Origin of the sequence: Amycolatopsis sp. EV170708-02-1, from assembly GCF_022479115.1 — a bacterium.
Lineage (GTDB): Bacteria > Actinomycetota > Actinomycetes > Mycobacteriales > Pseudonocardiaceae > Amycolatopsis.
In genome coordinates, this window is the sequence record NZ_CP092497.1 from 4,988,026 (window position 1) to 5,011,820 (window position 23,795).

Consider the following 23,795-nt stretch of genomic DNA (forward strand, 5'->3'; position numbering starts at 1 on the left):
GGCACCATGTTCGACCAACGAACCAGGCCCATCGCAGTGCCCGGCGCGAACCGGCGACCACGCCTCCGCGTGGCTGTCCTGATCGCCATCCCGGTGATCGCCGCGATCCTCGGCTACGTGATCTTCCAGTCCGTCGCGGAAAGCCGCCCGGCTCCGGAAAGACGCGACGCGACCGTGGTCTTCGACCGTACGTCGGGCGAGCGGGTGATCGACGAGCAGGGTTCGGAAAGATTCCGCACGGCGTCGGTGGTGAAACTGTTCATCGCCTTGGACGCCGTCATCCGCAAAGCGAGCAGGACGGACGAAGCCCAGCTCCACCGGATGCTGGCGAAAAGCGACGACGCCGTCGCCAACACGCTGTGGACCAGGAACGGCGGCCCCGCGATCGTCACCAGGACGGTGGCCGCCGCGGGCCTGAAGAACACCATCCCGCCCACCGACCCTGGCCGCTGGGGCGACACACTGTCCACTGCGGACGACATCGCCGCGGTGTACCGCCGCGTCCTCAAGCTGCCGAGGGCCAAACGGGACGTCATCCTCGAGCCCCTGCGCCAGGCGAACCGCACCGCCGCCGACGGGTTCGACCAGCACTTCGGCATCCCTTCGGCCTTCGGCGACCGTCCGTGGGCCGTGAAACAGGGCTGGGCGGCCGGGCGCGGTTCCGTGGACGCGCATTCGACGGGGCTCGTCGGTGACGGCGACCGCTACATCGTCGTCATCCTGTCCGGTTCCGCGGAGGGCACCGGCCTCGACGTCGCGACGGCCGCGGTCACCTCGGTGGCCAGATCCCTGGCTCCCCGGCTGGGAAAGTGACCTCGGCCGCGTTTTCCACCGCGATCTTGAAAGCGCTTACAAGAAGGTCCGCGAAACAGGCTCGCGGAGCCGCCGGGTCCCCGCCCGCCTGAGCCTTCAACGCGCCCAGCTGTTCACCGGCGAGCGGGGCGACCCGGTCCATGAACTGCCCGAGGAACCGCAGGGCGGCGACGGGCGGTATCCCGGCCACGGCGAGATCCGTCACCGCGCGCGAAACGGACGGGCGCACGACCGCCGGGGCTCCCGTGCCGTCCCTGCCGAGCACGCCGTGGCGTTCCAGGCACCGGGCGACGGCGGGCTGGTCACGGGCGATGTCCGCCATCGCCGCGTCCAGCTGCCCGGCGCGGTCCACTGTGGTCGTTCCGAGCATCGCGGCGATGGACACCAGGTTGAAGCCCTGTTTCTGCAGCATCGTGATTCGCCGCAGGCGCCGCAGATGGGCCGGGCCGTAGTAGGCGGACCTGCCGTGCCGGACCGGCGGGGCGAGCAGGCCCCGTGTCTGATGGGCCCGGATATTGCGCGCCGACATGCCGACGATCGTGGAAAGTTCTTCGATCGTGTATCCGGCCGGTCTCGGCGAAAAGGGCTTCACGCCGACAGTTTAACCAATGGTCGGATGAGTACACCACAGAGCCGGGGCAATGGCGTCACCACTGTCAACCGGCTGAATCAGCGAGTTGCCATAAGTCCATCGGTTCCAGGCGACGATCGCAAGGTCGACAGCCGGTTTACATGGTTTCATGCCAGGCAATGCCGGTTTTGGGGTGTTCCGCGGCCCCCGGTTACTCCAGTCAGGCGATCTTGATGGGCCGACGACTTCTTTGCCGTTTAAATGCACCAGAGACATCCGATGTCTCGACTCTGTCGACGCCCGCGGAGCGCCGCTGAACCCGATGGTCGGTCGTCAAAGTTTCAACCTTTTCCCAGGAGGTTTCCATGTTCTGGAAACGGATCGCGGTCGCGGCCGTGGCCGCGACCGGTTTGGCCACGGGGCTGGTGGTGTCCCATCAGGACACTCCCGCCGCCGCGATAGAACCCGCCGCGGCGAAAGTGCCCGCGTTCGACCACATCGTCCTCGTGATGTTCGAAAACAAGGACTACAAGGAGATCAGCGGCAGCTCCAAGGCGCCGTACTTCAACAAACTCGCCGCACAGGGCGCGAAGTTCACCAAGGCGTACGGGACGACACACCCGAGCCAGCCGAACTACATCGCCCAGTTCGCGGGTTCGACACACGGTGTCGACAGCAACAAATGCCAGGATCTCGGGAACAAGGAGAACCTCGCCTCCCAACTGGCGGGGATCGGCAAGAAGTTCGTCGGGTATGCGGAGAGCATGCCTTCCGACGGGTACACCGGCTGCACGAAGGGGAAATACGCCCGCAAGCACAACAGCTGGGTCAGCTTCAGCAATGTGCCGTCGTCGGCGAACAAAAGGTTCTCGTCGTTCCCGAGCGACTTCACCAAGCTGCCCCACGTCGCTTTCGTGACCCCGGACCTGTGCAGCGACATGCACGACTGTTCGGTCGACACCGGCGACAAATGGCTGCAGAAGAACCTCGACGCGTACGCGCAGTGGGCCAAGACGCACAACAGCCTGCTGATCGTCAATTTCGACGAGGACAGCGGGACGTCGGTGAACCAGATCTTCACGACGTTCGTCGGCGCCCACGTGAAGCCGGGCAGCTACAGCGAATCCATCAACCACTACTCGATCCTCCGCACGATGGAGGCCTCGTTCGGCCTGCCGGGGATCGGCAACGCGGCAGGCAAGTCGCCGATCACGAGCGTGTGGCAGTAATCGGGTGAACCCCGCGGGCGTGTCCACTGTGGACGCGCCCGCGGGCCGGGAAGGGTGGTTCGTCGCGTGTACCTCTCCACGATCGGCCGCCGGGAGCATCCCGGCGGCGTGTCCAAGAAGTCCTTCGCCCTGCTGGGCGGGAACGTGTTCGCCCTGGGCACCGTCAGCCTCGTCACGGACGTCTCCTCGGAGATGGTGACGGCCGTGCTGCCGGTGTACCTGGTGCTCGGGCTGCACCTCGGCCCGGCGGCGTACGGCGTGGTGGACGGCCTCTACACCGGCGCGACCGCGCTGCTGCGCCTGGTCGGCGGCTACGTCGCGGATCGGGTGCGACGACGCAAGGTGGTCGCCGGGCTGGGCTACGCGATGTCGGCCGCGGCGAAACTGGGGCTCGTGGCGGCCGGGTCGTCGGCGACCGCGATCGGCGTGGTGCTCACGGCGGACCGCACGGGCAAGGGACTGCGGACCGCGCCCCGCGACGCGCTGATCACCTTGTCGGCCCCCGAACACATGCTGGGCCGCGCGTTCGGCGTGCATCGGGCGATGGACAGCGTCGGCGCTTTCCTCGGCCCGCTCGCCGCGGTCGCGGTGCTGGCCGTGGCGGGCTCGGCGACCGGGGTCGATGGCTTCGACGCGGTCTTCGTGACCAGCTTCTGCATCGCCACCGCCGGTGTGCTGCTGCTGGCGTTGTTCGTCCGCGACCACCGCGCGCCCAAATCGCCGTCGGGCACCGTGTCCCTGCGGGCGGCGGCGGGGCTCCTGCGGGGCGCCGGCGTGCGGCGGCTGCTGATCGCCGCGTGTGTCCTGGGCCTCGCCACCATCGGGGACGGGTTCGTCTATCTCCTGTTGCAGGACAAGGAGGACATCGCGACCGGCTGGTTCCCGCTGCTGGCCGTCGGGACGAACCTGGGCTACCTGCTGCTGGCCGCGCCGCTCGGCGCGCTGGCCGACCGCGTCGGCAGGCTGCCGGTGATGCTCGGCGGTTACGGCGCCCTGGTCACTGTCTACCTGTTGCTGCTCAGCCCGCTCACCGGCTGGGCGTTGTTCGTGCTCACCCTCGGCCTGTACGGCGTGTTCTACGCGGCGACCGACGGCGTGCTGATGGCGCTGGCCGGTCCGTTGCTGCCCGAGGCGCTGCGCACCACCGGGATCGCGATCGTGCAGAGCGGGCAGGCGCTCGCGTACTTCGTCTCGTCCGTCCTTTTCGGACTTTCTTGGCAGTTCTGGGGCGCGACTACGGCGATCACGATCGCCGCCGGGACGGTACTCGCCGCCGTCGCCGCCACCTTCGTTCTCTTGGTTCCCCGCAGGAAGGCACGACCGTGAACACCCGCACCCGCGTCCTGATCGCCGTCACCGGAGTACTCGCGCTGGCCGCGGCCGCCGTGATCTACGTCGGGGTGGCGGGCGCGCGCAACCAGGACACCGCGTCGGCGGGTACAAGCGGCGCCGTCACGCTCGAAGGCGGGCGGCTGCTCTTCCGCAGCACCGCCGACGCCGACCGCGGGCACGTGTCCAGTGTCAGCGCCGCCGACCCCGGCGGGGCACGCGCGGTGTCGACCGTGTCCTGCAGCCGGGTCTACGCGGCGGGTGGCACCGGGATCTGCCTGCGCCCGGAAAGCGGCCTGACCACGTATCAGCTGGCCGTGCTCGACAGCGGTCTCGCGGTCACGCAGGAGATCCCGCTGGTCGGCCTGCCCAACCGGGCACGGGTCTCGCCCGACGGGAAGCGGCTGGCGTGGACGGTGTTCGTCACCGGCGATTCCTACAACGGCGGCCGGTTCTCCACCCGCGCCGGCACCCTCGACCTCACCACCGACAGCGTCGAGGGCACGCTCGAGGACTTCGCCGTGACCGTGGACGGCAAGCCGTACAAGGCGGCCGACTTCAACTTCTGGGGCGTCACCTTCACCCGGCAGCCGGGCCGGTTCTACGCCACCATGTCGACCGGCTCCCATCGATACCTCGTCGAGGGCGACTCGAACGCCCGGACCGTGAAGACCTTGCGGGACAACGTCGAATGCCCGTCCCTCTCCCCCGATGAGACCCGCGTCGCCTACAAGGCCGCCATCGACGGCGATCCCGCGAAGGGGTGGCGGATCTCGGTGCTCGACCTCGCGAGCGGCGCCGTGACGCCACTGGCCGAGACGAGGAGCGTCGACGACCAGCCCGCGTGGCTCGACGACCGCACCGTCGCCTACGCCCTCCCCCGCACTCAGGGTCATTCCGATGTCTGGGCCGTGCCCGCCGACAGCTCGGGCGCGCCGCGGCTGCTGATCCCGGAGGCCGAGTCGCCCGCCGCGCTGCCCTAGGCACACGTGATCAGACGGTCGACACGCGTGATCAGAGGGACGACACACGTGATCGGGCGGACGACACCCGGCGGGATCCGGCCAGCGCCGTGTCGTCCGTCCGATCACGCGTGTCGTCCTTCCAAACACGCGTGATCACCCGGCTAGGCTGCGGACATGAGGGCCGCGCTGCTGATCGTCGACATGCAGGAAATGCTCGTTCCCCTGGTCTGGCGCGGCGAGGAACTGGCGGCCCGGATCGCCGCGCTCGCCAGGAAAGCCCGCGAGAACGGTGTCCCGGTGATCGCGCTGCGGCAGATCGGGGCGCCCGGCACCGACTTCGACCCCGCGTCCCCGGGCACCCGGGTCAGCGCACTGCTCGGCCTCGAACCGGTCGATCTGGTGGTCGACAAGACGGCGACGGATTCCTTCTACCGCACCGGGCTGGCGGGGCTGCTCGTCGACAGAGGCGTCGACACCGTGGTGCTGACCGGACTGGCCACCGACTACTGCATCGACGCGACCGCCCGGTCCGCACAGAGCCACGGCCTGGACGTCGTGCTGGTCGGCGACGGCCACGCTCCCTCGTCCGACGGCGACCCCACCACCGGGCTGACCGCCGAACAGGTCGTCGCCCGGCACAATCTCCTGCTGAGCACGGCGATCCATCCCGGCGGACGGCTGCGCGTGGTGCCGTCGGCGGAGGTCGGGTTCACCGGCCCGTAGGATCGGCCGGCCATGATCACGAACTTCCTGCTCGACCACTCCGCCCTGGTGCCGGTGGCGATCCTGCTGGTCGCGCTCGTCTGCGCCGTCCTCGGCCACCTTTTCGCGGGCAGGCGCCGAGTCCTCTGGGCGCTCGCGGGAGTGGCGATGGTGCCGGTCTTCGCGCTGACGCTGGTGCCCACCGGGCGCACGATCGACGAGATCGTGTGCACAGTCCAGTTCTCGCTGCCCACGCTCGGCTCGGTGGAGCTCCTGGCCAACGTCGCGCTGTTCCTGCCGCCGGTCTGCTTCGCCGCGCTGGCGTCCCGGCGCCCGGTGACGATGCTCGCGGCCGGCTCTGCGCTGTCCGCGGTGATCGAGGCGCTGCAGGCGTTCGTACCCGCGATCGGCCGTGCCTGCGACACCAACGACTGGCTGATGAACACCCTCGGCGCCCTCCTCGCGGCGGGTATGGCGTGGCTGGTGGGCCGCCGGGCTCAGTCGGGCAGCTCCACGGGCGCGATGTCGTCGTAGACGTCGCCGGGCCCCGGGTTGGCCGGATCCGTCTCGCCACCGAAGTGGTGCAGGACGCCCCACACCGCGTTGAGCGCCGTCTGCACCGCGCCTTCGGCCCAGCCCGCCGTCCAGGAGACGTCGTCGCCCGCCAGGAAGAGGCCGCGGTGGCGCTCTTCCAGCCGGTCCTGTTTGAAGTGGGTGAACAGCCGGTGCTGGTAGCGGTAGTGGCCGGGCAGGTTGGCCTTGAACGCGCCCATGAAATGCGGTTCGGCCTCCCAGGACACGGTCACCGGGTCGCCGATGATGTGCCGCCGGACGTCGACGCCGGGGTAGATCTCCTTCAGCGACTGCAACATCACCTCGACGCGCTCGGACACCGAAAGCGGCAGCCACTTCAGCGAATCGTCGGCCCAGGTGTAGGACAGGCAGATCACCGCGGGCGCGTCCGGATCGTCGCCGAGCAGATAGGTGCCGCGAGGCATGCGGTCGGTCAACGTCATGCTCATCGTGTCGCGACCGGTCGCCGGGTCCTTGTCGAGCCAGAACGGCCGGTCCACCGGGACGAAGACCTTCGAGGACTCCATGTAGTGCGTGCGCTCGATCGCCGTCCAGTGGTCGATCGGGAACAGCGCCTCGTCGCATTCGATCTTCGACAGCAGCATCCAGCTCTGCGCGGTGAACACCGCCGCCGGATAGGTGCGGATGCGGCCTTCGGTGTCGGTCACGGTGATGTTGTTCGGCGCGGTCCGGTGCAGCCGGGCGACGCCGGGGTTCGGGCTCCCGCCGTGCAGCGAGCTCAAACTCGTTCCGGCGGGCCAGAACGCGATGTCCTCGGGCGCGTGTTCCCACAGCCGCAACGGAAGCCGCCTGCTGCCGCCGACGATGCTGCGGTGTTCGTCGTCTGCGCCGGTGTAGACCACCCGCAGGATCTCCAGGATGGAGTTCGGGAAGTCGGTGTCCCAGCCGCCGGTGCCGAAGCCCACCTGTCCGAAGATCTCGCGGTCGCGGAAGGACGCGAACGCGGGCGAATCGCAGAGGAAACCGTAGAAGGTCTGGCTGTCCAGCTTCGGGACGAGCTCGTTCCAGAGCCGCTTGATCGTCTTCACGTCGCGGTCGCGGATCGCCTTCTGCATCTCGGTGAACGCGGCCTGCTCGGAAAGCGTGCTGTCCCAGGCGGCCGCGACCTTGCCGAAGACGGCGGGAAGTTCGTCGGCCGTGCGCGCGTAGTGGCTCTCCCCTTTGAGATCGACGACGGTGCTCGGCGTGCCCGGCGCCAGCGGGTTCGGGAACGGCGTGGTCTCCAGGCCGACCTTGTCGATGTAGTGGAACAGCGCGGTCGACGCCGGCGGGAAGCGCATCGCGCCCATCTCGGCGACGACGTCGTCCGGACAGCCGGGGAAGTTCACCGTGCGCAGGCGGCCGCCGATCTCGGCGATCTCGTACACGACCGGGCGCAGGCCGAGTTTCATCAGTTCGTACGCGGTGACGATGCCCGAGAGGCCGCCGCCGATCACCGCCACCTCGGTGCCGTGCCGCTCCGCCGGCAGGGAGCCGAGCCCGGCGGGGTGGGCGAGGAAATCGTCGTAGGCGAACGGGAAATCGGGGCCGAACATGGTGATCGGGCGGTCCGCCGGTTCGTCGTGGTGGATCGCGGTCGGGAGGGCGGAGGTCATGCGGGAAGTCCTCGGTACAGATCGGGCCGTCGGTCGGCCAGGTGGGTGTTCTCCAGTCGCGACGCGACGAGCGCGTCACGGGTGACTTCGGCGCTGATCAGCTCCGGACCGGCGCCCGCCCGGGCGAGCACCTCACCGGTCGGGGCGACGACGCAGGATCGGCCGCAGTAGGTCAGTTCCTGTTCGGTGTCGCACCGGTTCGCGTACGCGACGAACAGCTGGCTCTCGTAGGCGCGGGCGGGCACCAGCGTGTCCGCGACCAGTTCGTACGGGCTCATCAGCGCGGTCGGCACCACGAGCAGCTCGGTCCCGGCCAGCGCGTGCGCTCGCACCAGCTCGGGGAACTCGACGTCGTAGCAGATCAGCAGGCCGATCCGGAGTCCGTCGAGCTCCGCCTGCACGACCGCCTCGGCGCCCGGCTCGAACCAGTCGCGGTCGATGTCGCCGAACAGATGGGTCTTGCGGTAGTTCGCCAGGCGCTGCCCGTCGCGGCCGATCAGCTGGACGCTGTTGTACACGCGGCCGCCGTCGGACTCGGGGTATCCGTAGGCCAGCGCGACGCCGGATTCCCTTGCCAGCGCCGACATTCGGGCCGCTGTCGGGCCGTCGGCCGGCTCGGCGAGCTCGTGCGTCCGGGCGCCGATGTGGTAGCCGGTCGTGATCATCTCGGCGGCGATCACGAGATCGGCGCCCGACGCCTCGACGGCGGACGGCAGCTCGGCATACGAGCCCTGGTGGACGGCGACCCTCATACCGACGACGATATCCGCCGCTTCGATGCACCGATAAGAGTGAATCGTTGCGCAAGATATTGGCAGACCGGCGAGTCAGTGCACCATCACGCAATCCAGCGGCGATCTGTTGTCCGGATCACCCGCCCGGCGGCGGCTCCTCCGCGTGATCGTCCGCCCAGCCGAGCGCCTCGGCGATCGCCTTCTCCGCGATGGCCGACATCGTCGACATGTAAGTACCGCTGACGTGGTTGTCGTCGAGGTAGACGAGCACGTTGCCGATCACCGGCGGGCAGACCTCGGCCGTGCAGAAGTAGTCGCTGAAGTCGACGAAACGCACGTTCGGCGGCAGATCCGGCAGCGCCTCGTACGGCGGCTCCGCCGCATAGAGGTCGTAGCGCGGCGTGGCGCAGTCGGGCGAATCCGCGCCGCGGCTCTCGACGCACGCCGACGGCGACTGGCCGAAGCGCGGGTTGTCCCGGACCGCCAGCACCGGGATCCCCACCTCGTCGACCTTGCGCCACTGCGCGATGTACCCGGCGGGAACCCGTTCTTCGACACCGACCTTCACGTCCCTGGTGCCGATCGTCATCACCGCGTCGGGCCGGGTGGTGACGATCTCGTCCACCACGGCGGTGTTCCAGTCGATGCAGGACTGATCGCCAGGTACGGCGTCGGAGTCGGTGGAGAACGGGCAGCCGCCACGAAGGATCGACGTGACCTCCCAGTTCTTCTTTTCGGCGATCGGGAGGAGAGCACCGAGGAACTGCCCCGCGTGCGAGTCGCCGGCGACGACGATCCTCCGGGTGGGATGCCCGGTGGTCTGCGAGGTGCAGACTTCGAGATCGGCGTTACGCGGCGAGACTCCGCACCGGGCCGGGTCGATCCCCGCCCAGTCTTCGGACACCGCGACGAACGACGGGACGAGCGCGGCGTCGGCGGCCCCCCAGTAGGAGAACCCTCGGTGTGCGCGAGCGCGCCGGGATGATCCGGGTCGTCGACCGCGATCGAGTAGTTCTCCGCCTGGCTCACGCTCACCCACTGCCAGGCGCCCGTCGCGGCGAGCACGGCCGCGAGTGTCGCGGCACCGAACCGGTACGCGCCCCACCGGTTCCCGGCCCCGATCGCGGAAACCCGGACCGGCTTCTCGACGAGATGATGGGTCAGCACGGCGAGGACGAACGCCAGCGCGATGATCACCGCGCCGCCGCGCAGGCCGACCTCTTCCCGGTCACGCGCGACGAGGTAGAAGACCAGGACCGGCCAGTGCCACAGGTAGAGCGCGTAACTGAGGTCGCCCAGGTACTTCAGTGGGCGGCTGCTGAGGAAACGGTCGGCGCCGCCCCGGAACGCGGTGTCCCCCGCCAGGATCACCAGCGCGGCCGACAGCGTCGGCCACAGCGCGAGATACCCGGGGAAGACCGTCCCGACCTGGAGCACCAGCCCGCAGGCAACGAGCCCGGCGACCCCGGCCCAGCCGAACACGACCCGCGCCGGCCGGGGCACCTGGATCCGGTCGATGAGCAAAGCGAGCAAGCCACCGAGCGCGAATTCCCAAATCCGCGTCAGCGAATCGAAGTACGCCAGCGGCTGATCGACGGCGGTCAGCCACACCGAGTATGCGAGCGACGCCGCGAACACCACGCCGAGGGTTGTGGACAGCAGCGGAAGCACGGTGCGGCCCGCCCGCTTGGCGATCAGGAGCACCAGCCCGACCAGCAACGGCCAGACCACGTAGAACTGCCCCTGGATCGACAACGACCAGAAATGCTGGACGACGCTCGCCGAATTGTGCTGCGCGAAGTAGTCGGCGGAATCCGCCGCCAGCTGCCAGTTCTCCAGGTACAGCGCGGAGGCGACGACCTCCTTGATCGTCTGGAACCAGCGGTTCTGCGGCAGCAGCACCATGCTCACCGCGACGACCAGCAGCAGCACGGTGAGCGCGGCCGGGAACAGCCGCTTGATCATCCGGCCCCACATCGGCCGGTATTCGATCCGCCCGCGCGCCGCCGCGCGATAGAGCTGTCCGGTGACAAGGAACCCGGAGATCAGGAAGAACGCGTCGACGCCGCCGGAGATCCGGCCGAGCCACACGTGGTAGACGACCACCAGCACACACGCGAGCGCCCGCAGTCCCTGGATTTCCGGGCGGAACCGCCGCTCCGTCTCCCGCACACAACCACCACCATGATCACCGTCCGCCGACGGGCCGGGACCCTACGGGAGGAAGCTGTGAGCAAGCTATGCCCCTCGTGAGTGGCGAGGACGGTTAGAACCGTCTTCGCCACTCACGAGGGGGCGAGCGGGTCAGGTCGACTTCTGGCCGTCGATGCTCTCCCGCAGGATGTCGGCATGGCCCGCGTGCTGCGCGGTCTCGGCGATGACGTGCGCGAGCACCCGCCGCACGCTGCGCACCGCGCCCGGCGGGTTCCAGGGCGCCTCCGGCAGCGGATGCGTCAGGGAAAGGTCCGGGATCGACGAGACGATCTCCGTCGTCCGCGCGGCCACCTCCTCGTAGCGCGCGAGGATCCCCGCGAGGGTGTCGCCGGGCAGCATCCTGAAGTTGTTCTGGTGGTCGATCGCCCACTGCGGGAACTCACGGGCGGTCCCGGCGCCGATGTCCGCCCAGGTGACGCCTTCCGGCAGGTCGTAGGTCATCGCGGACGGACCCTCGACCACGAAACGCAGCCACATCTCCTCGATCGAGGCGACGTGTTTGATCAGTCCGCCGAGGCTCAGCTCGCTGACCGTCGGATGCGCGTCGAGCTGCTCGTCCGTGAGTCCCTGGACGGTGGTGGTCAGCGTGGCACGGACGGTGTCGAGGGCTTCGAGCAGGTCGGCGCGCTCGGCGTCGAGGATGGTGGCGGTCATCGGGCCCTCCGTGTTGTCGTTTTCTGGCACGAGACGACTCTCGCAGGAGTAGAGGACAGGTTGTGGCCGCTACTTGAGGCAATATGGAAAACATGCCGAAGACCTCCGCGCGACTGCTGTCGATGCTCTCGTTGCTGCAGGCCCGTCGCGACTGGCCGGGAGCGCTGCTGGCCGAGCGGCTCGACATCAGCCCGCGCACCGTGCGGCGCGACGTCGACAGGCTTCGCGAGCTCGGCTACCCCATCGCCACCATCAAGGGACCGGACGGCGGGTACCGGCTCGACGCCGGATCCGAGCTGCCACCGCTGTTGTTCGACGACGATCAGGCGGTCGCGCTGGCCATCGCGCTCCAGATCGCCACCACCAGCGGCGCGGGGATCGAAGAGGCGGCGATGCGGGCGCTGCACACAGTCCGTCAGGTGATGCCCTCGCGGCTGCGGCGCCGCATCGACACGGTGCGGGTCACCGCCGTCGAATCGCCCGCGAGCCGCTCGGAGCCCCGTGTCGACGGCGACGTCCTGCTCGCGCTCGGCGCGGCGGTGCACGCCCGCGAGGTGCTGCGATTCGACTACGCGGACGCGCGGCGCCGGGCCGAACCGCATCACCTCGTCACCTGGCACGGCCGCTGGTATCTCGTCGCCTGGGATCTGGATCGCGCGGATTGGCGCACCTTCCGCGCCGACCGGATCTCTCCGCGCACCCCGACCGGCCCGCGGTTCACGCCGCGTGAACTGCCGGTCCCCGACGTCGCCACCTTCGTCGCGAGCCGGTTCCGCGGCTCGTCCGAATCCGGCGAGTGGCCGTGCCGTGGGGAAGTCGTCCTCGATCTCCCGGCGGCCACGGTGTCCCACTACGTCCGCGACGGTGTCGTGGAAGAACTCGGGCCGGAGAGGTGCCGCCTGGTGCTCGGGTCCTGGTCGTGGGCCGGGCTCGCGGCGAGTATCGGCCGGTTCGACGCCGACATCGAGGTCATCGGGCCGCCCGAACTGCGGGAGGCGTTCGCCGTCCTGGCCCGCCGATACACGAAGGCCTCCCGCTGAACACGGGGTACGACGCCGGGCCCGCCCAGGGTCTGGGGGCGATGCCCGACGCCGTCGACCGCCCGAGGTCCGGAGGCGGCGCCCTCCGGTACCGGTCCGCCCGGGATCCGGTACCGAAGTCTCCAAGTCACGACTTGTGGTGGACCTCCTGGAGCCCGAACACGGGCGTCGGGATGCCCTCGTAGCGCGCTTTCAGCTGCAGCGCGAGGTAGAGGGAGTAGTGCCGCGACTGGTGCAGGTTCCCGCCGTGGAACCACAGGCCTTCCTGCCGGGTGGGCTTCCACATGTTGCGCTGCTCCCCCTCCCACGGCCCGGGGTCCTTCGTCGTCCCGGAGCCCAGGCCCCAGCATTTGCCAACGCGGTCCGCGGTCTCCTGCCCGACGAGGTCCGCGACCCAGCCGTTCATCGAGCCGTAGCCGGTGGCGTAGACGACGAGATCCGCCTTCAGTTCCGTGCCGTCGGACAGCACCACCGCGTCACGCGTCAGATGGTCGACCTGGCCGTGGGCGAGTTTGATCTTCCCGTCGGCGACCAGCTCCGACGCGCCGACGTCGATGTAGTAGCCGGAGCCGCGGCGCAGGTACTTCAGGAACAGACCGGATCCGTCGTCGCCCCAGTCGTGCTGGAACCCGGCCGCTTCCAGCCGCGCGTAGAAGTCCTTGTCCCGCTCGCGGATCGCGTCGTACACCGGGATCTGGAACTGCGGCATGATCCGGTACGGGATCGACGCGAAGATCATGTCCGCCTTGTCGGTGGTGATCCCCGAGCGCACCGCGCGTTCCGAATACAGGTCGCCGAGGCCCAGGTCCATCAGCGAATCCGACTTCACCACATGCGTCGACGACCGCTGCACCATGGTGACGTCGGCGCCGTGTTCCCACAGCGCCGCGCAGATGTCGTGCGCGGAGTTGTTGGAGCCGACCACGACCGCCTTCTTGCCGGCGTAGGCATCCGGGCCCGGGTGCTGGGACGAATGGTGCTGATCGCCCTCGAACACGTCCATTCCGGGGAACGACGGGAGATTCGGCTTACCGGACATCCCGGTCGCGAACACGACGTGCCGCGGGGTGAGCACCAGTTCCTCGCCCTCGCGGACGACGGTCACCAGCCACTGCTCCTTTTCCTCGTCCCAGGACGCCGAGGTGACCTCGGTGCTCGTCCAGTACGGCACCTCCATGAGCCGCGTGTACATCTCGAGCCAGTCGGCGATCTTGTCCTTGGGCGCGAACACCGGCCAGTTGTCCGGGAACGGCAGATAGGGCAGGTGGTCGTACCAGACCGGGTCGTGCAGGCAGAGGTTCTTGTACCGCTTGCGCCACGAGTCGCCCGGCCGCTGGTTGCGTTCCAGGACGAGCGTGGGCACGTCGAGCTGCCGCAGCCTGGCGCCGAGCGCGATCCCGCCCTGGCCGCCGCCGATGACGACGACGTACGGCTGCTGCTCGTAGCCGAGCCGGGTCTTTTCCTCCTCGCGCTTCTCCGCCCACGACTTCCGGCCGCGGACGACGCCGTGCTCGACGCCCTTCGGCCGCTGCTCGTTGCGACGTTCCTCGAAACCCTTGAGCTCGCGCAGACTGGTCAGCAGGGTCCAGGCGCCTTCGTCCTTCAGCCTCAAGTGGCCCTTCGCGCGACCGGTCGCGGTTTCGAATTCCAGCCACGCTTCGGTCACGCCGTCGGCTTCGGTCGGTGTCTCGGTCGTGCGGAACCCGGAGGGATCGATCCGGTCGAGGCAGGCGCCGAGCAGGCCGGCCACCTCGTCGCGGCCTTCGACCGTCTTGATCGTCCAGGTGAAGGCGACCAGGTCACGCCAATAACTGTCGACGGCGAAAAGCGCGGCGGCGGCTTCGGCGTCGCGAGCGGCGAGGGCCGATTCGAATCGGCTCAGCCAAGCGTCCACCCGAGCCTGCGGCGAGCCCGTCGCCTCGATCCGGTCCACCGTCTGTGTCATGGCCACTCCTGAACTTCGGCGTTCGGCTGTTACCCCGATCACACGCCGGGGCCGGGTACGGCGGCAAGGGTTGCAGCGAGTTGCAGCGCGGCTCCTTGGCGCGTCTCGCCAGCCGGTCCTATGCTGGTCAGTCGACGCGATGGTGCGGAGGTGGCCTGTGGGCGTGCACAGCTCGGTCCCGCCCGGCGCCGACCTGCCGATGCACGCCCGCGACCTGATCCGCATGCACGAAGCCGTGATCGGCGGCGGCCGCCCCCGCGTCCGGCCGAGGCCGCTGGTTTCGCGCTCGTGGTCGCGGATGCTGAGCCTGGGGCTCGCCGCCGACGGGGTGAACACCCGGGATTCGGTGCCGCTCGAAGAGGTCGCCCGCCGTCGGCGCGCCTCCCCGCTGCGGCTGGTGGTGGAAGACCTCGGGCAGGTGGTCGGCGCGACGGCCGACACCGCGAACATGCTGCTCGTGGTGACCGACGCCGAGGGCATCATCCTCTGGCGGGTGGGTTCGCCCTCCGTGCGGCGCCGGGCCGACACGCTGGGCTTCACCGAAGGGGCCGTCTGGACCGAGACCAGGGTCGGCACCAACGCGATCGGCACCGCGCTCGCCGAGGCCGCGCCGGTGGAACTGCTCGCCGGGGAACATTTCGAACAGGGCCAGCATCCCTGGTACTGCACCGCGTCGCCGGTCCACGATCCGCGCACCGGCGAACTGCTCGGCGTGATCGACGTCAGCGGTCCCGCGCTGACCCTGCACCCGGCGATCGGCGCACTGGTGGAGACCGGGCGGCGGCTGGTCGAATCCGAACTCTGGCGGCACCACCAGCAGGGTCTCGACCGGTTGCGCCGCACCGCCGAGCCGGTGGTGACCGGCGTGGGCGGCCCGGTGTTGCTCGTGGACGACGACGGCTGGGTCGCGCACGCCGCCGGTGTCGCCTCCGGTGCGCGGATCGCCGCGCCGTCGGAAGGACAGATCCTCGCCGTGCCCGGTCTCGGCGCCTGCCTGCCCGAGCGGCTGGCCGAAGGGTGGCTCGTCCGGCCTGCCGACACCGCGCGGCAGGTCCGGCTGGACCTCGAACTCGGCCACGCGCCGATGCTGCGGATGGCATCGGGTGACGTCGGCTGGGTCCGCACGGTGACACCCCGGCACGCGGAGATCCTGGTGCACCTCAACACTGCGGGCTTGTCCGGGCTTTCGGCCGAGGCGCTCAGCAGGGCGCTCTACGGCGACGCCGAACACCTCGTCACCGTCCGCGCCGAGGTCTCCCGGCTGCGACGGCTGCTGGGGGCCATTGTGGACACCCGGCCGTACCGGCTGGCCGCCGGTGTCACCCTCACGGTCCACAAAGGACTCGAAGTCGGCGGCTGAACCGCGCCCGGTTGCCGGACGATCGGTCCGGGTACTCCGCGCGCATGGAGATCTTGCTCGCCGGAGCGGGCGTTCTGGCGCTGTGCGCCGCCGTGCTGCCGAACCTGCTGCACGAGCGCGCGTTGTCGATGCCGCTGGTCCTGCTGGTGGGCGGGCTGCTCTTCGGGCTGCTGCCGTTCGCGTACCCCTACGGCCAGGGTGTCCTCGACCCGCGGTCGCAGGTAGGCACCGTCGAAGTGATCACCGAACTCGGCGTGCTGGTGTCGCTGGTCGGCGCGGGACTGAAATCGGACCGGCTGATCGGCTGGCGATCGTGGAGCTCGACGTGGCGGCTGCTGGCGATCACGTTGCCGCTGTCGGTCTGCGCGGTCGCCCTGCTCGGCTGGTGGGCGCTCGCCCTGTCCCCCGCCGCCGCGCTGCTGCTGGGCGCCGTGCTGTCCCCGACGGACCCGGTTCTGGCGAGCGACGTCCAGGTGCCCGCGCCGCATACCGTCGACGGACGAGGCTCGGACAACGAGATCAGGTTCACGCTGACCTCGGAGGCCGGGCTCAACGACGGCCTGGCGATGCCGTTCGTGGTGCTGGCCCTCGTCTGGGCCGGGACGACGAGCACGTCGCCGGTGCCCTGGCTGCTGACCGAGGTCGTCGTCCCGCTCGCGGTCGCCGTCCTGGTCGGCCTCGTCTGCGGCCGGGTGCTGTCGTGGCTGATGTTCCGCGTGCGGCACGAAAGGCTGCGCCTGGGCGAATACTCCGACGGCCTGGTGGTACTGGCCATCGCGTTCCTCCCCTTCGCGCTCTGCGAGTGGCTGGGCGGTATCGGGTTCGTCGCGGTGTTCACGGCGGCGGCGACCATCCGCGCCAGCGAACGGTCGCACGAGTACCACGGGGTGCTGCACGAATTCGGCGATCAGCTGGAACGGCTCTTCGTCGCGCTGGCCTTGCTCGGTCTCGGTGTCGCGCTGGGCGACGGGCTGCTGGCGGGTCTCACACTCGCCGAAGTCCTGGTGGCGGTCGCCGCGGTGGTGATCGTGCGCCCGCTGTTCGGCGGGCTGGCACTCCTCGGCGGCTCCACCACCGGTCCGGCGGCGACGGCGATCGCGTTCTTCGGCATCCGCGGGATCGGCAGTCTCTACTACCTTTCCTACGCGCTGGGGCACGGCGATTTCCCGATGGCCGACTCGTTGTGGCGGGTGACGGCGCTGACGATCGCGGTGTCGGTACTCGTGCACGGGCTGCTGTCCGGACCGGTCATGCGCAGGCTGGAGGACCGGGGGATGCAGAACCTCGGGTGAGCCGACCCGGCCTGGCGGGCAGCGAGGCGGCGTGTCGCGTCAGCGATGCCACTCCCGGCCCTCGAGCCGAGCCTTCACCCGCTGCAACGTGGTGGCGATATTGGCCTGATTCGTCCCGGCGCGATCCGGCTCGCCGGTGATGAGGATGGCGAGCGGGACGAACCACGGCGGCACCCTCAGCCAGTTCGTCACGGTGAGCCGGCTGCCGTCGCCTTCGGGGACGATGTCGTACTCCCACCGCGAAATCGGCACGAAGAACGGCGTGCGCACCCGGTAGGCGAACCTCCGTCCCGGTTCGGCCTCGACGATCTCGGCGTGGGTCACCCAGCGCCGTCGTCCGTTGCGGTTGCTGCCGGCGAACCAGTTCCCGACACGCGCTTCGGTCGCGCCCCGGATCCAGCGCGCCTTGCGCAGTTCCTCGGTGCACTCCGACATCGCGACCGGATCGCTGACGAGCCGGTACACCTGCTCGGGGGTGGTGCCGATCGCGACCTCTCCGGTCGCGATCGGTTCGCTGTAGGTCAGGCTGTCCCTCGGCTTCGTCGCCATCGCGCCTCCCAGTCGACTTCGCCAGCCCACCAGCAGGAGCCCCGCCGGTCAAGCCCGGCGCGGGCAGCACCGCACAGACGCGGAATCCTCGTGCGGCGATGAGTGCCGGGAGAGCGCTTTGCGTCATCCGGGTACGAAGCCGGGTCAAGTGGCCGGTTCCGCCGGGAAGACGGCCTGGAAGCCCAGCGCCCGCAGCATCTGCGTGAGCATCGCCCTGGTGTTGGCCTTCGCGCGTTCGAGCAGGCCGGAGTGCTGCGCGGCCTCGCCGATCCGTTTCTCCGCGGCGAGGTAGAACGGCCGCTGATCCTGGACGGACACCAGCGCGCCGAGCCGGTCGATCAGGCCACGCTCCTGACCGAAGACGTAGCTGCGTTCGTTGTCCAGATTGGGTTTCGCCAGCTTCGGTTCGGGTAGCCGCACCTCGACCGTCCGCCGGTCCTCGGACACGGTCAGCGAATTCTCCACCAGCGGCCCGAAATCGACATACGCGTCGACGGAGCCCGCCGCGACGAACAGCGTGCGTTCCCCGGCGATGCCCGCAGGCACCCATTTGACGTCCTTCTCGATGTCGACGACGACCTGGTAGTCACCGGCCGCCGCGTGGTACCGGCTCAGATCCCGCACCGCCTGGAGCACCGCGGGTTGCGAACGGTCCACAGTGGACGTTCCGAACGGGTCGAGCTTCGGCAACAGTCCGGTGATCTGCAGGGCCGCGGCGACGATCAGGAGCCCGATCAGCGCGAACGCCCCGAGACGAACCCAGCGTTTCTTCACACCCACGGGAGTACCCGGCGGACGCGGCACCGAAGCGTCGGAGCCGGATTCCGTACGATCGGCGCAGCCGGGTTTCGCACTTGGAGTAGTTTGGCCCCATGCAGAACGTCTTGCCCGCGCCGGAGAAGGCCGGGCTGAACATCTCGGCGTTGCACTGGGCGGGTTTCCTCGGAATCGCCGTGCTGGTGCTGGTCACGTCCGGGATCGGCCTGCCCTCCGTCCTGGTGGTGGCGCTGGGCGTCGCCGGGATGGCCACCCTCGTGCTGTCCTGGCTCGGCATCGGACGGCTCGCCGCCGGGCTGCCCGAGCGGCGGCTGCACTGGATCGCGGTCTCGTGGTGCGCGCCGCTGCTCGTCGCGCGCCCCCTGTTCAGCGGTGACATCAACAGCTACCTGGCGCAGGGCCTGATCGCGGCCAAAGGGCTGGACACCTATCTCGTTGGCCCCGCCGAGGCGCTCGGCGCCGATTCCCCGGTGACGATGGCGGTCAGCCATTACTGGCGGGACACGCCCGCGCCGTACGGTCCGGCGTTCGTCGCGCTGGCCCGCACGATCGCCCAGATCGCCGGGGACGCCTTCGTGCCGACAGTGCTGCTCCACCGGTTGCTTGGCCTGATCGGGATCGTGCTCATGGCGTGGGCGCTCCCCCGGCTCGCCCGCCGCGCCGGGGTCTCACCGTCGATCGCGGTGTGGCTGGCCGTGCTCAACCCGCTGGCGCTCTGGCACGTCGTGGCGGGCGTGCACAACGACGGGCTCATGGTCGGGCTGATGGTCGCCGGGCTGGAACTGGTCCTCATGGGCGCGGCGAAGACCGGTGCGGCCAGGCCTGCCCTGATCGCGGCGGGCGTGATCGCGGTGAGCGCGGCCGCGAACATCAAGATCGTGGCCGTCGCGGGCCTGCTGTTCGTCGGCGTCGACCTGTTCCGCCGGGCGAAGCCCGCCGGCCGGGTGGCGGTCGCGCTCGGGCTGCCCGCCGGATTCGCCGCGGTCACCGCGGCGATCTCGCTCGGCAGCGGGCTCGGCTTCGGCTGGGTCCGCGTGCTGTCCGGTGTCTCGGGCCAGGTCCACAGCTGGATGGCGCCCACCAACGAGCTCGGCTTCCTCGTCGGCGGGGTCGGCAAGATCTTCGGGGCCGACCTGACCGACGGCGCGATCAAGGTGTTCTCGCTCATCGGAGCGATCCTCGGTCTCGCCGTCGGCGCCAGGCTGCTGTGGCTCACGTACCGCGAGAAGCTGCACCCGCTCTACGGCGCGGGCCTGACCTTCGCCGCGATGCTGGTCCTCGGTCCGGTCGTGCAGCCCTGGTATCTCCTGTGGACGGTCGCGCTGCTCGCCGTGAGCCTCACGACCGACCGCGGGCGGTGGATCCTCGCCGTCGTCAGCGCCGTGTTCGGCGTGCTGCTCCCACCCGCGAACGGCGGCGCCGTCTCCTTGGCGCTGGGTTACCTGATCGCCGTCGTGCTGATCGGCGGCACCTTGTTCGCGCTCAAGCGGAAGGGCCTCTTGCCGGAGATCAGGTTCCGCAAGAGCCGGACGTAAAGGCTCCATCGAGCGGGCGTCTCGACCGTGCCGGTGAGTTCACGCTCGGCGCGGTCGAGGCAGTCTTCCAGCAGGGCGTCGTGCATCGGCCGCCACAACAGCGGATACGTCAGCCAAGCGGGATGCCGGAGCCGCAGCACCATGAGGTGCCCGAGTTCGGTCTTCCCGCTTTCCGTCGCCCGCAAGGTGAATTCGTGGAATCCGTCGAAGCCGCGCGGCGCGGTGAACCGGAACCGCACCGACTTCCCGGGTTCGTAGGACTCGACCCGATACCGCACCGGCCCGTGCCCGCCGTCCGCTCCCACCCCGAGCGGCCGGTCGAACCGCATCGGCGGCCACGCGTCGACGGGCCAGAGCCGGTCGCCGTCCGCGGCCAGCGTGTCGATCAGCGCGCCGACGCGTTCTGGTGCCACGTCGACGATCCGGTGATGCCTGTTCCATACGCGCATCGCGCCTCCCAGTTCTAGAGACCTTCCCCTAAAACCATAGTAGAGGATAGTCTCTGAAAATGGGACGGCCACCGCGGCACACCGCCGACGACTTCCTCGACGCCGCCGTGCGGATCTTCGCCACCGAAGGGGCCGCCGGGGTGACCATGTCGGCCGTCGCCCGCGAGGTCGGCGCGCCGAGCGGGTCGATCTACCACCGTTTCCCCGGGCGTCCGGCGCTGCTCGCAGCCGTCTGGCTCCGCACCCTGACCGGCTTCCAGCAGGGCTATCTCGAAGCGCTCGAACAGGAACCGGCCGTCGAAGCCGCCGTCGAGGCCTCGGCGCAGGTCGTCCGGTGGTGCCGCGCCCATCCCGCCGAGGCGAAACTGCTCTACGGGGGCGACAGGGCACTCGGCGTCGACGACTGGAGCGCCGAGGATCGCGCCCGTGTCGTGGCCGCCAACCACCGGCTCGACACGGCGATCACCAAGGTGCTGCGGAAGCTGCGTCCCCTGACCGGCCGGAGCACCGACGAGCTGATGCTGGCCCTCGTGGACCTTCCCTACGCCGCGGTGAAGAGACACCTCGATCGCGGCGAGGCACCGCCGCCACGCATCGTCGACCTGGTGACGAAGACGACCCGCACGCTGCTGACGGGCTGAGCTCAGGTCCGCGCGGGGATGACGAGGGAGAACTCCCCGCCGTCGACCAGGTCCAGCAGCAGCCGGGCGGCCCGGCTCGGTGGCCGTTCTCCCCGGGTGGCGATGGTCAGCGGCCAGGTGAGGCCGGGCTCGTCGAGCGGGATCGTCCGGACCCCCGAGAGCAACTTGAGGTCGGGCACGACGGCGACGCCGAGCCCCGCCGCGACATAGGAGGGCACGGCACGGAGGTCGGCGACCTCGACGATGACCCGGCGCGGCGCCCCGAGCGCCTCGAAAGCGCGGTCCAAGGCAACCCGATTGCCGAAGCCGCGCGGGTTGTCCACGAAGGACTCACCGGCGAGGTCGGCCAAGGTCAGCGACCGCCGCCCGCTCAGCCGGTGGCCGTCGGGCAGCACGGCGACGAACGGCGCCGAACCGAGCAGTTTGGTGTCGAGCCCGGCGAGATCGGATTCGGGCAGGCCGAGGAGGGCGACGTCGAGCCTGCCCTGACGCAGATCCTCGGCCAGCCCGGTCGACCCGGTGATCGACACCGAAACATGCAGGTCGACCAGCGGATAGCGGCGGTGGAACGCGCCGAGCAGATCGGGCAGGTCGAGATCGCCGACGCTGGTCAGCGTGCCGATGCGGAGGCTGCCCCGGAGGCCGGCGGAGGCGTCGGTGACCACCTCGCGTGCCCTGTCGAAGGCTTCCAGCGCGGCCTTGGCCTCAGGCAGGAACACCTTGCCGGCCGGGGAGAGCTCGACCCTTCGCGTCGACCGGTCGAACAGCTTGACCCCCAGTTCTCCTTCGAGGGCCTGGATCGTCGCCGAGACGGTGGACTGCACCGCGTACAACCGCTGAGCCGCGCGAGTGAAGCTGAGCTCCTCGGCGACGGCGACGAAGCATTCGAGCTGACGAGTCTCCACACCTCGATTATCGCATTTGTCGATAACTGTGACCAGGATTGTTCGTTGGACTTGGATGATCCGGAGATTCACAGTGGAGACATGCTGAACAGCGTCGCCCTCCCCCGTCCCGCGTTCCGGCGGATCAGCCACGGTCGCGGTTTCTGGGTCATCGCGGCGGCCTACGCCGCCTCGCTGGCCTTCTCCACCGTCCCCACTCCGCTGTACGCGCTCTACCAGCAGCGCGACGGCTTCCCGACCTACGTCGTCACCATCGTCTTCGCGGCGTACGCCGTCGGCGTGATGGGCAGCCTGTATCTGGCCGGCCATGTCAGCGACTGGCTGGGACGACGGCGGGTGATCCTCGCCGCGACCGTGACGCAGGCCCTTTCCGCGACACTTTTCCTGACCTGGCCGGATGTTCCCGGGCTGATCCTGGCCAGGCTCGTCGGCGGCGCGGGCATCGGCGCGCTGACCGCGACCGCCACCGCGCATCTGTCCGAACTCCGCGCCGTCGCCCGGCCGAGGGAGGACCACGGCCGCGCGGGACTGATCGCGACCGTGGTCAACATGGGCGGGCTGGCGCTCGGGCCGCTGTTCGGTGGAGTGTTCGCGAGCTATTCGGCCGAGCCTCTCACCACCCCGTTCGTGTTCTTCCTGGTCTTGCTGCTCGCCGCGGCCATCGCGGTCGCGCTCGTACCGGAAACGGTGGAGCGCGCCGAAGAACGGCCCGCCTATCGGCCGCAGCGGGTCTCACTGCCGTCGAGTGCCCGGCCCGCCTTCTTCGGCGCGGCGATCGGCGCCTTCGCGGCGTTCGCGATCACGGGGCTGTTCATGGCACTGGCGCCGACTTTGCTGGCTCAGGGCATGCACGAGAGTTCGCGGCTGCTGGCCGGTCTCGCGTCGTTCTCCGTGTTCCTCGCGGCGGCCGCGGCGCAGGTGCTCCTCGCCGGTCTGGCCAGGAAAACCCAGCTGCGGCTCGGCCTCGGGCTGATGGTGAGCGGGCTGGTGGCGCTGCCGGTCGCGGTGACGACGTCCCAGCTGTGGCTCTTCGTCGCGGGCGGGATCGTGGCGGGCGCCGGCGTCGGGCTGGGCTTCCGTGCCTCGGTGGCCACCGTCGCCGCCCTCGCCGAACCGCCGGTGCGCGGCGAGGTCCTCGCCGCGGTGTTCCTGGCCGCCTACGCCGGGCTGGTCCTGCCCATCCTCCTCGTCGGCATCGCGCTGATCTGGCTGCCGAGCGCGTGGGCGCTGATCGGATTCTCGGTGCTGGAGCTGGGTTTGCTCGCCTGGTCGGCGCCAAGGGTGCTGACCTGACCGTCCACAATGGCGCGCCCGCGTGGTGACCCTCGTCAAACCGGCGGGCGCTCCACGCGGGCGGTGTGCCATCCTGGTCGAGGAACCTCCTCAACGAGGTCCCCGGACGAGTGGGTGCCGTACCCGGCCAGCGACAAGACGGCGCTCTGGGAGCGCGTCATGTCGTGGCTTGTCCTCATCGTTTCGGGTGTGCTGGAAGCCGTTTGGGCCACCGCCCTCGGCAAATCCGAAGGGTTGTCCCGGCCGGTGCCGTCGGTGATCTTCGGCGTGACACTGGTGGCCAGCATGGTGGGTCTCGCTTACGCGATGAAGGATCTCCCCGTCGGCACCGCTTACGCGGTCTGGGTCGGCATCGGGGCTTCGCTCACCGTCGCCTATGGCATGTGGTCCGGCGCGGAAACCGTTTCGGTGGCCCGGATCCTGCTGATCGTGGGCATCGTCGCCTGCGTGGTGGGCCTGAAGATCCTGCACTGACCGCGTAACTCGCGTGATCAGAGGCGTAACTCGCGTGCTTGAAGGCCGCACACGCGAGTTCCGGCTTCAAGCACGCGAGTTACGGCCTCGAGCACACCATCGGCGCGAAAGAGGGACCGCCCCCGACGCACGGAC

At 69.7% G+C, this 23,795-nt stretch carries 22 protein-coding genes, 1 pseudogene and 1 riboswitch; of the genes and pseudogenes, 13 read left to right on the forward strand and 10 right to left on the reverse strand.

Going from position 1 to position 23,795, the window contains the following annotated elements:
- Positions 1–6: 6 nt before the first annotated feature.
- Complete coding sequence (locus tag MJQ72_RS22670) at positions 7–813, forward strand: class A beta-lactamase-related serine hydrolase (protein WP_240592975.1); 807 nt, start codon at positions 7–9, stop codon at positions 811–813.
- On the opposite strand, the gene MJQ72_RS22675 is transcribed toward MJQ72_RS22670, so the two are convergent.
- Entirely contained in the window at positions 770–1,405 is a 636-nt protein-coding gene (locus MJQ72_RS22675) for a MerR family transcriptional regulator (RefSeq protein ID WP_240592976.1), read from the reverse strand. The two genes, MJQ72_RS22670 and MJQ72_RS22675, sit on opposite strands and share 44 nt — an antisense overlap.
- A gap of 344 nt (positions 1,406–1,749) precedes the next feature.
- Between MJQ72_RS22675 and MJQ72_RS22680 the strand changes: the two genes are divergently transcribed.
- The 5 genes from MJQ72_RS22680 (at position 1,750) to MJQ72_RS22700 (ending at position 6,143) form a co-directional block, all read left to right on the forward strand.
- Positions 1,750–2,613 (forward strand): alkaline phosphatase family protein, encoded by an 864-nt coding sequence (locus MJQ72_RS22680; protein WP_240592977.1) that lies wholly within the window; start codon positions 1,750–1,752, stop codon positions 2,611–2,613.
- A 66-nt stretch (positions 2,614–2,679) separates the two neighbouring features.
- On the forward strand, positions 2,680–3,939 hold the full coding sequence (locus tag MJQ72_RS22685; RefSeq protein ID WP_240592978.1) for an MFS transporter: 1,260 nt from the start codon (positions 2,680–2,682) through the stop codon (positions 3,937–3,939).
- Positions 3,936–4,925: a hypothetical protein gene (locus MJQ72_RS22690; protein ID WP_240592979.1), complete on the forward strand. Its 990-nt coding sequence runs from the start codon at positions 3,936–3,938 to the stop codon at positions 4,923–4,925. Before MJQ72_RS22685 ends, MJQ72_RS22690 begins: the two co-directional genes overlap by 4 nt.
- Before the next feature lie 156 nt (positions 4,926–5,081).
- Positions 5,082–5,630: a cysteine hydrolase family protein gene (locus MJQ72_RS22695; RefSeq protein WP_240592980.1), complete on the forward strand. Its 549-nt coding sequence runs from the start codon at positions 5,082–5,084 to the stop codon at positions 5,628–5,630.
- A 12-nt stretch (positions 5,631–5,642) separates the two neighbouring features.
- On the forward strand, positions 5,643–6,143 hold the full coding sequence (locus MJQ72_RS22700; RefSeq protein ID WP_240592981.1) for a VanZ family protein: 501 nt from the start codon (positions 5,643–5,645) through the stop codon (positions 6,141–6,143).
- On the opposite strand, the gene MJQ72_RS22705 is transcribed toward MJQ72_RS22700, so the two are convergent.
- From MJQ72_RS22705 to MJQ72_RS22725, 4 genes and pseudogenes are all read right to left on the reverse strand, one after another.
- A complete protein-coding gene (locus tag MJQ72_RS22705; protein WP_240592982.1) occupies positions 6,107–7,798 on the reverse strand; it encodes an NAD(P)/FAD-dependent oxidoreductase in 1,692 nt (563 codons plus the stop codon). The two genes, MJQ72_RS22700 and MJQ72_RS22705, sit on opposite strands and share 37 nt — an antisense overlap.
- The gene (locus MJQ72_RS22710; protein ID WP_240592983.1) at positions 7,795–8,550 is read right to left on the reverse strand and encodes a carbon-nitrogen hydrolase family protein; all 756 of its coding nucleotides are present in this window, start codon (positions 8,548–8,550) and stop codon (positions 7,795–7,797) included. The genes MJQ72_RS22705 and MJQ72_RS22710 overlap by 4 nt, the downstream gene beginning before the upstream one ends.
- Positions 8,551–8,668: 118 nt before the next feature.
- Positions 8,669–10,704, reverse strand: a pseudogene (locus MJQ72_RS44855) (acyltransferase family protein).
- Between the two features lie 132 nt (positions 10,705–10,836).
- A complete protein-coding gene (locus MJQ72_RS22725) occupies positions 10,837–11,400 on the reverse strand; it encodes a DinB family protein (RefSeq protein WP_240592985.1) in 564 nt (187 codons plus the stop codon).
- Between the two features lie 92 nt (positions 11,401–11,492).
- On the opposite strand from MJQ72_RS22725, the gene MJQ72_RS22730 reads away from it, so the two are divergent.
- Positions 11,493–12,440: a YafY family protein gene (locus tag MJQ72_RS22730; RefSeq protein WP_240592986.1), complete on the forward strand. Its 948-nt coding sequence runs from the start codon at positions 11,493–11,495 to the stop codon at positions 12,438–12,440.
- A gap of 127 nt (positions 12,441–12,567) precedes the next feature.
- Here MJQ72_RS22730 and MJQ72_RS22735 read toward each other — a convergent pair whose 3' ends face one another.
- A complete protein-coding gene (locus tag MJQ72_RS22735) occupies positions 12,568–14,385 on the reverse strand; it encodes an NAD(P)/FAD-dependent oxidoreductase (RefSeq protein WP_240592987.1) in 1,818 nt (605 codons plus the stop codon).
- 157 nt (positions 14,386–14,542) lie between these two features.
- Between MJQ72_RS22735 and MJQ72_RS22740 the strand changes: the two genes are divergently transcribed.
- Both MJQ72_RS22740 and MJQ72_RS22745 read left to right on the forward strand, forming a co-directional pair.
- A complete protein-coding gene (locus MJQ72_RS22740; protein WP_240592988.1) occupies positions 14,543–15,745 on the forward strand; it encodes a GAF domain-containing protein in 1,203 nt (400 codons plus the stop codon).
- A 44-nt stretch (positions 15,746–15,789) separates the two neighbouring features.
- Entirely contained in the window at positions 15,790–17,037 is a 1,248-nt protein-coding gene (locus tag MJQ72_RS22745) for a cation:proton antiporter (RefSeq protein WP_240592989.1), read from the forward strand.
- A gap of 39 nt (positions 17,038–17,076) precedes the next feature.
- On the opposite strand, the gene MJQ72_RS22750 is transcribed toward MJQ72_RS22745, so the two are convergent.
- Both MJQ72_RS22750 and MJQ72_RS22755 read right to left on the reverse strand, forming a co-directional pair.
- Positions 17,077–17,586 (reverse strand): SRPBCC family protein, encoded by a 510-nt coding sequence (locus tag MJQ72_RS22750; RefSeq protein ID WP_240592990.1) that lies wholly within the window; start codon positions 17,584–17,586, stop codon positions 17,077–17,079.
- A 144-nt stretch (positions 17,587–17,730) separates the two neighbouring features.
- Positions 17,731–18,366, reverse strand: coding sequence for a DUF4230 domain-containing protein (locus tag MJQ72_RS22755; RefSeq protein ID WP_240592991.1), 636 nt, complete (start codon positions 18,364–18,366; stop codon positions 17,731–17,733).
- A gap of 92 nt (positions 18,367–18,458) precedes the next feature.
- On the opposite strand from MJQ72_RS22755, the gene mptB reads away from it, so the two are divergent.
- Positions 18,459–19,898: a polyprenol phosphomannose-dependent alpha 1,6 mannosyltransferase MptB gene (gene mptB / locus MJQ72_RS22760; protein WP_240592992.1), complete on the forward strand. Its 1,440-nt coding sequence runs from the start codon at positions 18,459–18,461 to the stop codon at positions 19,896–19,898.
- Here mptB and MJQ72_RS22765 read toward each other — a convergent pair.
- Complete coding sequence (locus MJQ72_RS22765) at positions 19,802–20,347, reverse strand: SRPBCC family protein (protein ID WP_240592993.1); 546 nt, start codon at positions 20,345–20,347, stop codon at positions 19,802–19,804. The two genes, mptB and MJQ72_RS22765, sit on opposite strands and share 97 nt — an antisense overlap.
- A 59-nt stretch (positions 20,348–20,406) precedes the next feature.
- On the opposite strand from MJQ72_RS22765, the gene MJQ72_RS22770 reads away from it, so the two are divergent.
- Positions 20,407–20,988 (forward strand): TetR/AcrR family transcriptional regulator, encoded by a 582-nt coding sequence (locus MJQ72_RS22770; protein ID WP_240592994.1) that lies wholly within the window; start codon positions 20,407–20,409, stop codon positions 20,986–20,988.
- A gap of 2 nt (positions 20,989–20,990) precedes the next feature.
- On the opposite strand, the gene MJQ72_RS22775 is transcribed toward MJQ72_RS22770, so the two are convergent.
- On the reverse strand, positions 20,991–21,893 hold the full coding sequence (locus MJQ72_RS22775; protein WP_240592995.1) for a LysR family transcriptional regulator: 903 nt from the start codon (positions 21,891–21,893) through the stop codon (positions 20,991–20,993).
- 81 nt (positions 21,894–21,974) lie between these two features.
- On the opposite strand from MJQ72_RS22775, the gene MJQ72_RS22780 reads away from it, so the two are divergent.
- A complete protein-coding gene (locus MJQ72_RS22780) occupies positions 21,975–23,186 on the forward strand; it encodes an MFS transporter (RefSeq protein WP_240592996.1) in 1,212 nt (403 codons plus the stop codon).
- Between the two features lie 79 nt (positions 23,187–23,265).
- Positions 23,266–23,334: riboswitch (guanidine-III (ykkC-III) riboswitch) on the forward strand.
- Between the two features lie 11 nt (positions 23,335–23,345).
- Positions 23,346–23,660, forward strand: coding sequence for a multidrug efflux SMR transporter (locus tag MJQ72_RS22785; RefSeq protein ID WP_034316926.1), 315 nt, complete (start codon positions 23,346–23,348; stop codon positions 23,658–23,660).
- Positions 23,661–23,795: the final 135 nt, after the last annotated feature.

What these genes read in the sequence shown, in the direction of transcription:
- MJQ72_RS22785 (WP_034316926.1), top strand. Translation starts at nt 23,346, where the DNA reads ATGTCGTGGCTTGTCCTCATCGTTTCGGGTGTGCTGGAAGCCGTTTGG.
- MJQ72_RS22745 (WP_240592989.1), top strand. Translation starts at nt 15,790, where the DNA reads ATGGAGATCTTGCTCGCCGGAGCGGGCGTTCTGGCGCTGTGCGCCGCC.
- MJQ72_RS22705 (WP_240592982.1), bottom strand. Translation starts at nt 7,798, where the DNA reads ATGACCTCCGCCCTCCCGACCGCGATCCACCACGACGAACCGGCGGAC.
- MJQ72_RS22725 (WP_240592985.1), bottom strand. Translation starts at nt 11,400, where the DNA reads ATGACCGCCACCATCCTCGACGCCGAGCGCGCCGACCTGCTCGAAGCC.
- MJQ72_RS22670 (WP_240592975.1), top strand. Translation starts at nt 7, where the DNA reads ATGTTCGACCAACGAACCAGGCCCATCGCAGTGCCCGGCGCGAACCGG.
- mptB (WP_240592992.1), top strand. Translation starts at nt 18,459, where the DNA reads ATGCAGAACGTCTTGCCCGCGCCGGAGAAGGCCGGGCTGAACATCTCG.
- MJQ72_RS22770 (WP_240592994.1), top strand. Translation starts at nt 20,407, where the DNA reads ATGGGACGGCCACCGCGGCACACCGCCGACGACTTCCTCGACGCCGCC.
- MJQ72_RS22730 (WP_240592986.1), top strand. Translation starts at nt 11,493, where the DNA reads ATGCCGAAGACCTCCGCGCGACTGCTGTCGATGCTCTCGTTGCTGCAG.
- MJQ72_RS22680 (WP_240592977.1), top strand. Translation starts at nt 1,750, where the DNA reads ATGTTCTGGAAACGGATCGCGGTCGCGGCCGTGGCCGCGACCGGTTTG.
- MJQ72_RS22750 (WP_240592990.1), bottom strand. Translation starts at nt 17,586, where the DNA reads ATGGCGACGAAGCCGAGGGACAGCCTGACCTACAGCGAACCGATCGCG.
- MJQ72_RS22700 (WP_240592981.1), top strand. Translation starts at nt 5,643, where the DNA reads ATGATCACGAACTTCCTGCTCGACCACTCCGCCCTGGTGCCGGTGGCG.
- MJQ72_RS22710 (WP_240592983.1), bottom strand. Translation starts at nt 8,550, where the DNA reads ATGAGGGTCGCCGTCCACCAGGGCTCGTATGCCGAGCTGCCGTCCGCC.
- MJQ72_RS22765 (WP_240592993.1), bottom strand. Translation starts at nt 20,347, where the DNA reads ATGCGCGTATGGAACAGGCATCACCGGATCGTCGACGTGGCACCAGAA.
- MJQ72_RS22735 (WP_240592987.1), bottom strand. Translation starts at nt 14,385, where the DNA reads ATGACACAGACGGTGGACCGGATCGAGGCGACGGGCTCGCCGCAGGCT.
- MJQ72_RS22780 (WP_240592996.1), top strand. Translation starts at nt 21,975, where the DNA reads ATGCTGAACAGCGTCGCCCTCCCCCGTCCCGCGTTCCGGCGGATCAGC.
- MJQ72_RS22695 (WP_240592980.1), top strand. Translation starts at nt 5,082, where the DNA reads ATGAGGGCCGCGCTGCTGATCGTCGACATGCAGGAAATGCTCGTTCCC.